This window comes from Rhodanobacter lycopersici (assembly GCF_040812335.1).
Classification (GTDB): Bacteria; Pseudomonadota; Gammaproteobacteria; order Xanthomonadales; family Rhodanobacteraceae; genus Rhodanobacter_A; species Rhodanobacter_A lycopersici.
In genome coordinates this window covers 703,024-716,859 of the sequence record NZ_JBFOHK010000001.1, presented here as the reverse complement: position 1 = coordinate 716,859, position 13,836 = coordinate 703,024, and the positions used below count along the sequence as shown (strand labels likewise).

The 13,836-nt window shown below is 67.3% G+C and carries 13 protein-coding genes; 5 read left to right on the top strand and 8 right to left on the bottom strand.

Annotation, left to right across the window (positions count from 1 at the left end; all coding sequences use genetic code 11):
• Positions 1-19: 19 nt before the first annotated feature.
• The 7 genes from ABQJ54_RS03305 to typA form a co-directional block, all read right to left on the bottom strand.
• Complete coding sequence (locus tag ABQJ54_RS03305) at positions 20-3,133, bottom strand: efflux RND transporter permease subunit (protein ID WP_367852839.1); 3,114 nt, start codon at positions 3,131-3,133, stop codon at positions 20-22.
• A complete protein-coding gene (locus ABQJ54_RS03300; protein WP_367852838.1) occupies positions 3,126-4,256 on the bottom strand; it encodes an efflux RND transporter periplasmic adaptor subunit in 1,131 nt (376 codons plus the stop codon). Before ABQJ54_RS03300 ends, ABQJ54_RS03305 begins: the two co-directional genes overlap by 8 nt.
• Positions 4,257-4,594: 338 nt before the next feature.
• The gene (locus ABQJ54_RS03295; protein WP_367852837.1) at positions 4,595-4,852 is read right to left on the bottom strand and encodes a hypothetical protein; all 258 of its coding nucleotides are present in this window, start codon (positions 4,850-4,852) and stop codon (positions 4,595-4,597) included.
• Between the two features lie 82 nt (positions 4,853-4,934).
• The gene (locus tag ABQJ54_RS03290; RefSeq protein WP_367852836.1) at positions 4,935-5,705 is read right to left on the bottom strand and encodes a TIGR00266 family protein; all 771 of its coding nucleotides are present in this window, start codon (positions 5,703-5,705) and stop codon (positions 4,935-4,937) included.
• 184 nt (positions 5,706-5,889) lie between these two features.
• Positions 5,890-6,159, bottom strand: a complete 270-nt coding sequence (locus ABQJ54_RS03285; protein WP_367852835.1) for a BrnA antitoxin family protein — start codon at positions 6,157-6,159, stop codon at positions 5,890-5,892.
• Positions 6,137-6,340 carry a BrnT family toxin gene (locus tag ABQJ54_RS03280; protein WP_367852834.1) on the bottom strand — a complete coding sequence of 68 codons (204 nt, stop codon included), beginning with the start codon at positions 6,338-6,340 and terminating at the stop codon, positions 6,137-6,139. Before ABQJ54_RS03280 ends, ABQJ54_RS03285 begins: the two co-directional genes overlap by 23 nt.
• Positions 6,341-6,513: 173 nt before the next feature.
• A complete protein-coding gene (gene typA, locus ABQJ54_RS03275) occupies positions 6,514-8,343 on the bottom strand; it encodes a translational GTPase TypA (RefSeq protein ID WP_367852833.1) in 1,830 nt (609 codons plus the stop codon).
• 180 nt (positions 8,344-8,523) lie between these two features.
• Here typA and ABQJ54_RS03270 point away from each other — a divergent pair, with 180 nt between their 5' ends.
• Positions 8,524-9,033 carry a peptidylprolyl isomerase gene (locus ABQJ54_RS03270; protein ID WP_367852832.1) on the top strand — a complete coding sequence of 170 codons (510 nt, stop codon included), beginning with the start codon at positions 8,524-8,526 and terminating at the stop codon, positions 9,031-9,033.
• A 151-nt stretch (positions 9,034-9,184) separates the two neighbouring features.
• Complete coding sequence (locus ABQJ54_RS03265) at positions 9,185-9,598, top strand: YidB family protein (protein WP_367852831.1); 414 nt, start codon at positions 9,185-9,187, stop codon at positions 9,596-9,598.
• Positions 9,599-9,663: 65 nt separating this feature from the next.
• Here the strand turns inward: ABQJ54_RS03265 and ABQJ54_RS03260 are convergent, their stop codons facing one another.
• The gene (locus tag ABQJ54_RS03260; protein WP_367852830.1) at positions 9,664-9,921 is read right to left on the bottom strand and encodes a GlsB/YeaQ/YmgE family stress response membrane protein; all 258 of its coding nucleotides are present in this window, start codon (positions 9,919-9,921) and stop codon (positions 9,664-9,666) included.
• A 250-nt stretch (positions 9,922-10,171) separates the two neighbouring features.
• Here ABQJ54_RS03260 and ABQJ54_RS03255 point away from each other — a divergent pair, with 250 nt between their 5' ends.
• The 3 genes from ABQJ54_RS03255 to ABQJ54_RS03245 all read left to right on the top strand — a co-directional run bounded on the left by ABQJ54_RS03255 (position 10,172) and on the right by ABQJ54_RS03245 (position 13,834).
• Positions 10,172-11,371, top strand: coding sequence for a pyridoxal phosphate-dependent aminotransferase (locus ABQJ54_RS03255; RefSeq protein WP_367852829.1), 1,200 nt, complete (start codon positions 10,172-10,174; stop codon positions 11,369-11,371).
• 50 nt (positions 11,372-11,421) lie between these two features.
• Entirely contained in the window at positions 11,422-12,405 is a 984-nt protein-coding gene (locus tag ABQJ54_RS03250) for a malate dehydrogenase (RefSeq protein WP_367852828.1), read from the top strand.
• Positions 12,406-12,604: 199 nt separating this feature from the next.
• A complete protein-coding gene (locus ABQJ54_RS03245) occupies positions 12,605-13,834 on the top strand; it encodes a metal-dependent hydrolase family protein (protein ID WP_367852827.1) in 1,230 nt (409 codons plus the stop codon).
• Positions 13,835-13,836: the final 2 nt, after the last annotated feature.

The window sequence follows — 13,836 nt, the reverse complement described above, 5'->3', positions numbered from 1 at the left end:
GCGGCGCGCCGCGTGGCTGTCAATGGACGATGCCCTGTGCCGGTACCGAGCTGACGGCGCGTGGCGGATGGCGGCGCTCGATCCAGCTTTCCAGCGCGTAGTACAGCGCGGGCAGCAGGTACAGCGTGAGCAGGGTGGCGATGGCGAGGCCGCCCACCACCACGGTGGCGAGGCCGCGCTGCACGTCGGTGCCGATGCCGGTGGCGAGCGCGGCGGGCAGCATGCCCATGCTGGCCACGGTGGCGGTCATCAGCACCGGGCGGAAGCGTTCGGCGGCGCCTTCCACCACGGCTTGCGGCAATACCATGCCCTGCGTGCGCAGGCGGTTGATGTTGGCCACCATGATGATGCCGTTCTGCACCGCCACGCCGAACAGCGCGATGAAGCCCACTGCGGTGGCGATGTTCAGCGTCTCGCCGCGCAGGTGCAGCGCGACGAGGCCGCCCAGGGTCGCCAGCGGCACCACGCCCAGCACCAGCAGTGCCTGGCGCAGCTTGCCGAACTCGCCGAACAGCAGCACGGCCATGATCGCCATCACCATGCCCAGCACCACGATCAGCCGCGCTTGTGCGCGCTCGGCTTCCTGGAAGGTGCCGGCCCACTCGAGGCGATATGCCTGCGGGTCGTAGTGCACCTTTTGCGCGATCAGCGCCTGCGCCTGCGACACCAGTTTTGACAGCGCGAGCCGGTTGTTGTCCACCGTGATCGACAGCTCGCGCTTGCCGCCCTCGTGGGCGATGGTGCCTTCGCCGGTGCGGTAGGCGATGTGCGCCACCAGCGACAGCGGGATTTGCCCGCCGCTGGCGGTGGTGAGCGGCAGCCTGCCGATGGCTTCCACGTTGTTCGCCACCGCGTCGGACACACGCGCGGTGACGTTGTAGATGCGGTCGCCCACGTACACCTGGGTGATCGGCGCGCCGCCGATGGCGGTCTGGATCAGGCTGCTGATGTCGGACACGTTCACGCCATAGCGCGCGGCGGCGTCGCGATCCGCCGCTATCACCAGCTGCGGGATCGGCGGATCCTGGAAGATCGCCGCCTCGGTACCCGGGATGGTCTTCAGCGTGTCCACGATCTTCTCGCTGAGCTTGCGCATCTGCCTGAAGTCGTCGCCGTAGACATACAGCACCAGCGCGCTGTGTGCGCCGCTGACCATGTCGTCCTCGCCGTCGCTGATCGGCTGGCTGATGCCGATGGTCATGCCGGGCAGCTCGCGGTCCAGCCGCGACTGGAAGCGCTGCACGAAGGCGCCCTTGCTTTCATGGCCCGGCCACGTGTCGTAGGGCTTGAGCCCTACCGCCACTTCGACGTGCGAGGGCGTCCACGGGTCCGTGCCGGTATCGTTGCGGCCCAACTGGGTGACCACGTAGGACACCTCGGGGAAGGAACGCACCACGTGGCGCAGCTCGCCGGCCATGCTGCTGGCCTGATCCAGCGACAGGCCGCTGGGCATCTGCACCTGCAGCCACAGCGAGCCCTCGTCCAACGTGGGCAGGAAGGCGCGGCCCAGCGTGGCGCCCAGCACGACCACGGCCATCACCGCGAGCGCGGTGGCGAGATAGGCCACGCGCAGGTGCGCAAGCAGGCGGTCCAGACTGGACTTGAAGCCGGCATGCAGCCGCTCCAGCGGCTTGTTGTGGAACGGCTTGCGCGGCTTGCGCAGCGCGAGGTACGCCAGGCCTGGGATCAGCGTGATCGTGCACAGCAGCGCGGCCAGCAGTGCATAGCCCACGGTGAACGCCATCGGCCGGAACAGCTTGCCTTCGGCATGCTCGAACGCGAACAGCGGCAGGTAGGCGGTGACGATGATCAGCGTGGCGAAGAAGATCGGCTTGCCCACCTGCGCGGTGGCGGCCATCACGTCGGAAGCGGCCAGTTCCTCGTGTGGCCTGGCCTCGCGGCGCAGCAGGATCGCCTCGGTCACCACGATGGCGCCGTCCACGATCACGCCGAAATCGATCGCGCCGATCGAGAACAGGTTCACGCTCATGCCGGTGAGGTGCATCAGGATGAACACCGTCACCAGCGACAGCGGGATCACCGTGGCCGTCACCAGCGCCGCACGCGGGCTGCCCAGGAACAGGATCAGCACGAGGCAGACCAGGCCCACGCCTTCCATCACGGTGTGGAACACCTTGTCGGTGGTGGCGCGCACCAGGTCGTCGCGGTCGAGGTAGGGCACGATCTTCACGCCCTTCAGCGCGAGCTGCCTGTTGAGCTCGTTGACCTTGGCGTGCAGGTCCACCAGTACCGCGGACGGATTCTGGTACTTCAGCAGGTCGACGATACCCTCGACGGTGTCGGGGTTGCTGTCCTTGCCGAGGATGCCCTCGCGCACCTGGTGGCCGTAGCGCAGCTGGCCGAGGTCGCGCACCAGCACGGGCGAGCCGTTCGACTGGCTCACCACGATGTCGCCCATGTCCTTCAGCGAATGCACCATGCCGATGCCGCGCACGATGTAGCTCTGCTCGCCGCGGGTGATGCGGCCGCCACCGGCGTTCGCCGTGTTGGACGTGATCGCCTGCATCACCTGGTTCACGCTCACGCCGTAGCGCAGCAGGCTGGCCGGGTCGAGCACCAGCTGGAACTCCTTGGTGTAACCGCCGAAGTTGTCCACGTTGGCCACGCCGGGCACGGCTTGCAGCGCGGGGATCACCACCCAGTCGTTGAGCTCGGACAACTGCATCAGGTTCTGCGTGTCCGATTCCAGCGTGTAGCGGTAGATCTCGCCGGCCGGGCCGGAGACGGGGTCGAGGCCGGGCGTGATGCCGGGCGGCAGCTGCGCCTGGGCGATGCGCTCCATCACCCGCTGGCGCTCCCAGTAATCCTCGCTGCCGTCCTTGAACACCAGCGTGATCAGCGACAGGCCGAAGGTGCTGCTGGAGCGCATGTGCATCAGGCCCGGCGTGCCGGCCAGCGCGCGTTCCAGCGGCGTGGTGATCTGTTGCTCGATCTCCTCGGCGGCGAGGCCGGGCACTTGGGTGGTGACCTGCGCGGTGACGGCACTGAGTTCGGGATAGGCCTCGATGGAAAGCTGCGTCCACGAGTACCAGCCGAAGATCGCCACCAGCACGCTGACCACGAAGAACAGCGTGCGCTTCTGGAAGCAGAACTCGATGATGCGGTTAATCATTGAGCAGCACTCCGCCGGCCACCACCACGCGATCGCCCGCCTTGAGGCCCTTCAGCACGCGCGCGCCCACGTTCTCGTCGTAGCTCAGTTCCACCGTGCGGCGCTCGAACGTCCACGGCACCACTTCCACGAACACCGTGGTGCTGTCGTTGTTCATCAGCAGCGCGGACTCGGGCACGAACATCTGTGCCGGCTGCGCCACGGCGATGCTGGCGCGGGCGTACATGCCGGGCTTGAGCGCGTGGTCGGCGTTGGCCATGGCGATGCGCACCGGGTCGCGGCGGCTGGCGGGATCGAGCACGGCGCCCACCGAAGTCACGGTGCCGCGGAACACCCGGTCCGGGTATGCCGGCACGCTGGCCGTGGCGGACTGGCCCTGGGCCACCAGGCCGAGCGCGTCTTCCGGCACCTCGGCGGTGATCCACAGCTTGTCGGTGTTGGCGATGGTCATCATCGACGCGGTGGGATCGTTGACGAACGTGCCGGGCGCGATGGACAACGTGGTGATCGTGCCGGCCATGGGCGCGCGTACCTGGATGGGACGCGATCCGTTCCTGGCAGCGGCACTGCCGCCCAGCGCGGCGAGCCGCGTCTGCGCGCGCCGGTATTCCGCCCCGGCCTGGACGTAGCCGCTCTGCGCGGCTTCGAGATCCTTCACCGCCGCGCCGCCGGCCTGCTGCACGCCGCGGGCGCGGTCCAGCGCCTTGCGTGCGAGGTTCAGTGCATCGCGTGCCTTGTCCACGTCGGCATAGGCCTGGGCCATGTCGCCGGAGTCGATCACCGCCAGCAATTGGCCGCGCTGCACCTGCTGGCCCAGGTCGACATGCAGCTCGACCACACGCCCGGTGAGCGCCGGCAGCACGTTGGCCGTGTGCGCGGGATCGGCTTCGACGGTGGCAGGGAAATCCAGCTCGTGCGGCGACTGGCGCAGTTCGACCGGCGCGATCTTCAGGCGCTGGCGCAGCGGCGAATCGGCGGGCACTTCGATGCGCGATCCGTGGTGGACAAAAGCGGGTGCGGCCTCGTGCTCGGCCGCATCGTGCGAACAACCGCCGAGCATGCAGGCGAGGGCAAGGGCGAGCGTGCAGGCAGCGACGCGCGGGCGGGAAACGTGGTTGGACATGGCTTGCATCCGTGGCAGCGGGCGGGCGACGGCGGATGCAAGCGGGCGCTCAGCCGTGCATCACGCCGGGCGCCGTGGCCCGGTGGGAGGTGGATTCGTCGGGAAGGCGCCCGGACGGGGCGCGGGGGGAGGTCGACTGTCGCTCGACATCAGGAACCTCCGTGATCCGTGGCATGGCGGAGTGCATCATGCCGTGCGCAGGTGGCGGTCAGATGGCAGGCGCGCGCGAACGCGCGACGCGTTGGCGTCGCATGCAATGTTCCTGGAACAGGGAAGCGGTGAAGCAACATGGGCTCGCCTCTGCATGCGCCCGCGGCGCATGGAGGCGGCCCGTCTCCTCAGTCGAGGAAGGCGAGGGCCGACCGCAGGCGGTCGCAGGCGTTCATCGGGTTGTGCAACGCCGGCATCCGCAAGGGCTTGCGGTCACCGGCGCATCGACTGGGAATACTGTCCATTTCTCGCTGGAAGTGGCCAAGGAAGCCGACAGCCGGGCTGAAGGCGCGCGCACTGTAGTCGCGGCCCGTGAGGCTGTCAACGCGTCCGGACGGGTCGCCGCGAAGGCTGGCCTGTCGTTGCGGACAGGCACGGCGCAGCATCGCAATCCGGCACGCCATGCCGCGTCGGAAAGTGCGTCTTGCTCCGTGCCCCGCGGTTTGCATCGCCAGGACCGCGGGCCGGCTAGTTGTTGTCGCCGCTCAATATCGAACCGACGACGCCGCCGAGCAGGCCGGCACCGATGCCGGTCGACGCCGCCCGGTTGCCATCGCCCGGCAGGTATTCGGCGATCTGGTGGGCCAGGCGAGAGATCGGCAGGGTCTGCAGCCACACCGTGCCGGGGCCGGTGAGCGATGCCAGGAAGATGCCGTCGCCGCCGAAGATGGCGTTCTTGATGCCGGGCACGGTGGTGATCTGGAAGCTCACCGAGGCCTGGAAGGCACCGACGTGTCCGGGATGCACGCGCAGCGTCTCGCCGGGGGCCAGGTCTTTCTGGATGAGTTCGCCGGACAGCTCCAGCCAGGCCGTGCCGCTGCCGCTGACCCGCTGCAGCAGGAAGCCGGTGCCGCCGAAGATGCCTGCTCCCAGCGACTGCTGGAAACCCACGCCGATGGCGACCTGCGGCGTGGCGCAGAGGAAACCGTGCCGGTGCACCATGTATTCGCTGCCCGGCGCCACCGACACGGGCACGATATGGCCGGGCACCCTGGTGGCGAAGGCCACCACGCCGGGGGACTGGACGGCGCGGTAATCCGTCATGAACAGGCTGCCGCCGCCGACCACGCGCTTGAACATGCCGAACAGGCCGCCACCGCCGCCCATCTGGGTGTGGGTGGTCATCTGCACCGATGCGCTCATCCAGGACAACTCGCCGCTTTCGGCGAAGACGCTTTCGCCGGGATCGAGCTGCACTTCGAGCACCGGCATGGTCGTGCCCTGGATACGTGTCTGCATGGCGAGTTCTCCGGGTGGGGATGGGGCGAGGCGATCCGTCCGCGCGCGCAGCCGCGGTCGCAGGCTTCGATGAAGGCGCGCTGCATCCTACGCTCCCGCATCGCTGCCCGTAACTCCTCCCATCAAGCGAAAGGCCGCCTTGCGGCGGCCCTCGGCTCCCGGTGTCAACGCGTCGATACTGTGGTTATCGCGCCTTCGTGTGCGGCGCGTGGCTGGCCAGCATGGCGGCCATGCGCGTCTGCCAGCCGGCGCCGGTGGCCTTCCACGCATCAAGCACGTCGAGCGGTAAGCGCAGGCTGATCGCCACGCGTGGAGCCGCGGCCTTTGGGCGGCCGCGCAGTTTGGCTTGCAATGTTGCCGGCAACTTGGTGAACGGCTTGGCGCGGGCAAAGTCGGTGTCCGTCCACTCGGGGTTCTCGTGGTCGATCATTTCAGGGTCGGGTCGCTTGCTCATACCGCTTTACCTCACGCTTGTTCGCCTTGCGAAAACTGATGACCCGGATGCCGGTTGCGGTTTCCGCGAATACCAGCATGTGCAGCCGGCCATCCAGAAGACCCGGCGCCTGCCAGCGCACTTCGCCGCAGTCTTGACGGGTGTCTTCGATGAACAGCGCTGTCTCGAAATCGAACTCCACCGCCGCTCGAACGACAGGCCACGTTCGGCGATGTTCCGTTCGCTCTTGGCTGGGTCATAGCTGACATCCACGTGATTTAATGTATATACAAATAATCAAGGGCGCAAGTCGTGCGCAGAAAACCAAAGGCCGCCTCGCGGCGGCCTTTGGTTGCGTTGCATGGGGCAGACTGCTCAGCCGCCGCGCGAGGCGCGCTTGCGGTCGTTCTCGGTGAGGTGCTTCTTGCGCAGGCGGATTTCCTTCGGGGTCACCTCGACCAGCTCGTCGTCGTCGATGAAGTCCAGTGCCTGTTCCAGCGAGAACTTGGTCGCCGGGGTCAGCTGGATCGCATCGTCCTTGCCCGAGGCGCGCATGTTGGTCAGCGGCTTGGGCTTGATCGCGTTGACGGTGAGGTCGTTGTCCTTGGCGTGGATGCCGACCAGCTGGCCTTCGTACACGTTGTCGCCCTCGGCGGCGAACAGCTTGCCGCGTTCCTGCAGCGGGCCCAGCGAGTAGGCGGGCGTGGTGCCGCCGGCGTTGGCGATCATCACGCCGTTGAGGCGCTTGGCGATCTGGCCTTCTTCCTTGGGGCCGTAGTGGTCGAACACGTGGAACAGCAGGCCCGAACCCTGGGTGAGGGTCTTGAACTGGTTCTGGAAGCCGATCAGGCCGCGCGCCGGGATCATGTACTCCAGGCGCACGCGGCCCTTGCCGTCGGGCTCCATGTTCTTCAGCTGGCCCTTGCGCACGCCGAGGCGCTCCATCACCGGGCCCTGGTGGATTTCCTCCACGTCGACCACCAGCTGCTCGATCGGCTCCATCTTCTGGCCGTCGATCTCCTTGATGATCACTTCCGGGCGCGACACGGCCAGCTCGTAGCCCTCGCGGCGCATGTTCTCGATCAGCACCGACAGGTGCAGTTCGCCGCGGCCGGAGACGAGGAACTTGTCGGCGTCGGAACCCTGCTCGACCTTCAGCGCCACGTTGTGCACCTGCTCGCGGTCGAGGCGGTCCTTCAGCTGGCGGCTGGTGAGGAACTTGCCGCCCGACAGATCCTTGTTGCCGGCGAACGGTGAGTTGTTGACCTGGAAGGTCATCGAGATGGTCGGCTCGTCCACGGTCAGCGCCGGCAGCGCCTCGGGCGCGTCCAGCGCGGTCACGGTGTCGGAGATGGTCAGCTCGGCGATGCCGGAGATGGCCACGATGTCACCCGCCTCGGCGCTGTCCTGCTCGATGCGCTCAAGGCCCATGAAGCCGAGCACCTGCAGCACCTTGCCCTGGCGCTTCTTGCCCTCGCGGTTGATCACGGCCACCGGCATGTTCTTCTTCAGCGTGCCGCGCTGAATGCGGCCGATGCCGATCACGCCGACGAAGTTGTTGTAGTCCAGCTGGCTGATGCGCATCTGGAACGGGCCTTCCGGATCGACCTCGGGCTTGGGCGCGTGCTGCATGATCGCCTCGTACAGCGGCGTCATGTCGCCTTCGCGCACGCTCTCGTCGAGGCTGGCATAGCCATTCAGGGCCGAGGCATAGACGATCGGGAACTCCATCTGTTCCGGCGTGGCGCCGAGGCGGTCGAACAGGTCCCACACCTGCTCCACCACCCATTCCGGGCGGGCGCCGGGGCGGTCGATCTTGTTGATCACCACGATCGGCTTGAAGCCCATCGCGAACGCCTTCTGCGTCACGAAGCGGGTCTGCGGCATCGGGCCGTCCATCGCGTCGACCAGGATCAGCACGGTGTCGACCATCGACAGCACGCGCTCCACCTCGCCGCCGAAGTCGGCGTGGCCGGGAGTGTCGACGATGTTGATGCGGTTGCCGTTCCACTTGATGGCGGTGTTCTTGGCCAGGATGGTGATGCCGCGCTCCTTCTCCTGGTCGTTCGAGTCCATCACGCGTTCTGCCAGCACGGTGCGCTCGCTGAGCGTGCCGGACTGCTTCAGCAGCTGGTCGACGAGGGTGGTCTTGCCGTGGTCGACGTGGGCGACGATGGCGATATTGCGCAGGTTTTCGATGGACATGGTCAGGGCTCGGGCGATGCGGGGATCGTCACGCAGGTTTCTGAAAGGCGAATCGGTCGATTATACGCGCTTGCAGGGCGCCGCGCTCGGCTTTCTCGTCGAACGCTGCGCGGGGGCTGCGTTATGCTTGGCCATTCGCGCGTCGACGACGCATCCCCGTGCCAACGCAGAGGAATCCCCATGGCCATCCAAGTCACTCTTCAAACCAACCGCGGCCCGATCCGCCTGCGCCTGCACGATGACAAGGCGCCGCTGACCGTGGCGAACTTCGTGAACCTGGCGAAGCGCGGCTATTACGACGGCCTGTCGTTCCATCGCGTGATCGCCGACTTCATGATCCAGGGCGGCTGCCCGGAAGGCAGCGGTCGCGGCGGCCCGGGCTACAAGTTCGAGGACGAGTTCCATCCCTCGCTGCGCCACGACAAGCCGGGCGTGCTGTCGATGGCGAACGCCGGCCCGCGCACCAATGGCAGCCAGTTCTTCATCACCCATGGCGCCACGCCCTGGCTGGACGGCAAGCACAGCGTGTTCGGCGAAGTGGTGGATGCGGACGACCAGCAAGTGGTCGATGCGATCCGCCAGGGCGACGTGATCGAGAAGGTCATGGTCGAGGGCGACGCGGATGCGCTGCTCGCGTCCAAGGCAGACCGCGTGCAGGAGTGGAACGGCGTGCTCGACCAGCGCGGCTGATCGACGACCTGCATGATCCCCGCAAGCCACCGCCCCCGGGCGGTGGCTTTTTCACGCGCCGGTTACGGCAGTGACCGCATGCGATCCATAGAATCGGCAGGCTGCGCGCGGCATCGAGCGCGCGGCTTCCATCACCCCAAGGAGAGCAGCCATGTCATTACTCGGTAGTTTGCTCGGCGGCGGCGGTCAGGCCGGCGGTACGGATCTGGTGTCGTTGGCCGGCCAATTGGTCCAGCAGGCAGGTGGCGTGCAGGGCCTGGCCAGCATGCTGCACCAGGGCGGCCTCGGCGAGGCAGCGCAGTCATGGGTGGGCAATGGCGCCAACCAGGCCGTATCCGGCGACCAGCTCAACCAGGCGCTGCAGAACGGTGGGCTGGGCTCGGTGCTGCAGGAGGCGGCGGGCAGGTTGGGCATGGACCAGGGGCAGCTGTCCGGCGCGCTGGCGCAGGTGTTGCCGCATGTGGTCGACCATCTCACTCCGGATGGCCAGGTGCCGGCGCAGGGGCAGGGCGGTGGTCTCGATCTTGGTTCGCTGGCGGGGCTGGCCGGCAAGCTGTTCGGCTGAGGGTCGGACGACCCGTCCCTGGTTGAATCGTGCGGGCAGGTCGCGCCCGCCCGCACGACCACGCCTCACGAGGAGGCGCTGGGCTTGAACAGCACGTGGTAGATCGCGAGCAGGATGATCGCGCCCACGATCGAAGCGATGAAATGCACGAATCCGGTTGCGGGCCACCAGCCCACTCTTTCGCCGACCCAGGTGGCGAGGATCGAACCGACGATGCCGATGATGATGGTGACGATGAAGCCCACCGAATCCCTGCCGCCGCGGATGAACTTGGCGATGACGCCGACGATGAAACCGATGATGATGACCCAGAGCCAATGCATATCCGTGTGTCCTCATACGTGGTTGATGAAGTCCCCTGGATAGTGCGGAAGTCGCGCGTCCTGGCGACTCGTCGCGGCGCGCGCCGGCGAGGGCGTGGCAGCGGCGGCATCATGCCATCCGCAGGCAGGGCATGCATCCATGGATCGTGATGGCGCAAACTCTTGCGGAAGCCGGAGCCGCGGCACTGCCGCATGCTAAAATCGCCGGGTTTGCCGCTTCCGTTCCCCTCCCCACGAACACGAGGAAGTCATGCCCCAGCTCGCCCAGCGCGTCGGCCGCGCCAAGCCCAGCGCGATCATGGTCATCGCCGCCAAGGCGAAGCAGCTCAGGGCCGCCGGCCGCGACATCATCAGCTTCTCCATCGGCGTGCCGAACTTCCTGCCCGGCGAGCACGTGTACGCGGCCGCGCGCGAGGCGCTCAGCCATGACAGCGGCCAGTACGGCAGCAACCGTGGCGCCGAGCCGTTGCTGGATGCGTTCCTGAAGCATATCGAGGCGCTGGGCTTCACCGGCTACGGCCACGCCAACCTGTCGGTGGGTATCGGCGCCAAGCAGGTGCTGTACAACCTGGCCGAGGCGCTGCTGGACGAAGGCGACGAGATCGCCTTCGCCGCGCCGTACTGGACCACCTACCGCGACATCGCCGACATCGTGGGCGCGAAGGCCAACGTGCTGCATTGCGGCCCGGAGCAGGCCTACAAGCTCACCCCGGCGCAGCTCGACGCCGCCCTGGCGCGCAAGCCCAGGGTGTTCCTGTTCAACAACCCGTCCAATCCGACGGGCATGGTCTACACGCGCGAGGAAATCGCCGCGCTGGCCGGGGTGCTGGCGAAACACCCGGACACCTGGATCATCACCGACGACATCTACAACTCGATGGTGTTCGACGGCATCGGCTACCACAACTTCGTGTTCGCGAAGCCGGAGCTGAAGGACCGGCTGGTCTTCGTCGACTCGGTGTCCAAGACCTACGGCATGCCGGGCTGGCGCGTGGGCCTGCTGGCCGGCCCCGAATCCGTGGCCAGGGCGGTCACCACGCTCAACTCCAATCACATCACCAGCGTGCCGGAAGTGATCACCGCCGCCGCGGTGGCCGCGTTCACCGGCCCGCAGGACATCCCGCAGGCCAAGTGCGCCGAATTCGCCGCACGGCGCGACACCGTGGTCGCCGCGCTCAACGCGATTCCGGGCGTCACCTGCCCGCGGCCGCAGGGCGCGTTCTACGCGTTCCCCGACATCTCGGTGGCGTTCGGCAAGAGCCACAACGGCACGAAGATTTCCAGCGACGTGGAACTGTGCGCCGCACTGCTGGAAGCCAAGGGCGTGGCCTGTGTGCCGGGTTCGGCCTTCGGCGAGCCGCGTGCCCTGCGCATTTCCTATACCTGCCCGCCGGCTCAATTGCAGCCCGGCCTGCAACGCATCCAGGAGTTCTTCGCCGAACTCGCTTGAGGCGAAGCACGTTTTTCGAATCCCGCACGACCCATCCCGGAGATCCAACGATGAAAGCCCCCGTTCGAGTTGCCGTTACCGGTGCCGCCGGCCAGATCGGCTACGCCTTGCTGTTCCGCATCGCCGCCGGCGACATGCTCGGCCCCGACCAGCCCGTGATCCTGCACCTGCTGGAAATCACTCCGGCGCTGCCCGCGTTGCAGGGCGTGGTGATGGAACTCAACGACTGCGCGTTCCCGACCCTGGCCGGCGTGGTCGCCACCGACGACGTCAACGTCGCCTTCAAGGACGTCGACTACGCGCTGCTGGTCGGCGCCCGTCCGCGCGGCCCGGGCATGGAGCGCAAGGACCTGCTTGAAGCCAACGGCGCGATCTTCGCTCCGCAGGGCAAGGCGCTGAACGACCACGCCAAGCGCGACGTGAAGGTGCTGGTGGTCGGCAACCCGGCCAACACCAATGCGCTGATCGCCCAGCAGAATGCCCCGAGCCTGGATCCGAAGTGCTTCACCGCGATGGTGCGCCTGGACCACAACCGCGCGATGAGCCAGCTGGCCGAGAAGACCGGCAAGCACAACACCGACGTCAGGAAGATGACGATCTGGGGCAACCACAGTTCTACCCAGTATCCGGACCTGCACCACGCCACCGTGGACGGCAAGCCGGCGCTGAGCCTGGTCGACCAGGCGTGGTACGAGAGCGACTTCATCCCTACCGTGCAGCAGCGTGGCGCGGCCATCATCAAGGCGCGCGGCGCTTCGTCCGCCGCCTCGGCCGCTTCCGCCGCGATCGACCACATGCGCACCTGGGCGCAGGGCACGGCCGAGGGCGACTGGGTCTCGATGGGCATCCCGTCCGACGGTTCCTACGGCATTGAGCCGGGCGTGATCTTCGGTTACCCGGTGACGGTGAAGGACGGCAAGTACGCCATCGTGCAGGGCCTGGCGATCAACGCGTTCTCGCAGGCGCGCATCGACGCCACCAACAAGGAACTGCGCGAGGAGCGCGCGGGCGTGGAGCACCTGTTCGCGAAGTGATTTCGCACGGGCGCGTCCTTGCGGGCAGCGAAGGCACGCTAACCAGATGATCCCGCGACACCCGACGGGCCGGCTTTTGCCGGCCCGTCGTTGTTTGGCCGCAAGCAGTTCCAGGCGAAGCGGATGGCGCTGTCACGCCGCTTTTACCCGGTCCCGTGGGCACGGGAATATGCTCATGCGTCGGACGGAGGCTCGGCGGATGGCAGCGACAGTCCTAGTGTGCGGCGCGGTGTTTGACGGTCTCGGCGATGGTCTCTCGGGACCCGCCGAAATCCTCGTCGAGCATGATCGCGTGGCGGAGATCGCGCCGACGGTGGCACGGCCCGCGGGAGCGAAAGTCGTGGATCTGGCCGACCGCACGGTCGCACCGGGTTTCATCGACACGCACGTCCACCTGTGCCTCGACGGTCTGCGCCTGAAAGAGCAGGTGTTGCAGTGCTCGGCGACCAAGGCCCTGACCGGCCTGCATCTGGCGCAGCAGTACATGCGCTACGGCTTCACCACGCTGCGCGACATGGGCACGTTCGATCCGGACTGGCCGACGATCAACCTGCGCGACGCGATCGCCCGCGGCCTGGTGCACGGTCCACGGCTGTTCGTGGCCGCGCACATGATCAGTGCGACCGGAGGCCACGGCGACATGCAGGGCGCGTTTCCCTGTCATTGCCACTCGGGCCTGTCGAAGGTGGCCGACTCGCCGGGCAAGCTTCGCGAGCTGGTGCGCATGGAGCACGCGTTCGGCGGCGACTGGATCAAGACCATGAACACCGGCGGCTACATGAGCTTCGGCGACGATCCGGCACGGGTGACCTGGTTCGAGGACGAGATGCGGTGCCTGGCCGAGGCCGCCCACCAGCTCGGCCTGCCGGTGGCGGTGCATACCGGAGCGGCGGAAGGCTGCAAGCAGGCATTGCGCGCCGGCGTGCGCAGCCTGGAGCACTGCTATCTGATCGACGACGAGGGCGTCCGCATGGCCGAGCAGAATGGCGCCTTCCTGGTGCCGACCATGCAGATGACGCGCGAGGACAAGGACATGCTGCTGGCGAACCAGTTACCGCCGCAGGCGACCTGGAAGTTCAAACGCGATGTGGATGCCATCGAGATCGCCCAGCGGCGCATGGTGAACAGCCGGGCGAAGATCGCCTATGGCACCGATTGCGGCATGTTTCCCTTCAACCGCGGCATCCTCGAATTCCAGGCGATGGTGGCGGCGGGGCTGACGCCCGTGCGTGCGCTCAAGGCCGCCACCAGCGTTGCCGCCGAGCTGCTGCAATGCGCGGACATCGGCGTGCTCGCGCCAGGCCGGCAAGCCGACATCGTGGCGATGCGCGGCGACCCGCTCGCCGACATCGCAGCGACGGCGCAGGTGGATTTCGTGATGCGCGCCGGCTGCATCTACCGGAACGGGTCGTACGACCCGCTGCATTGAAT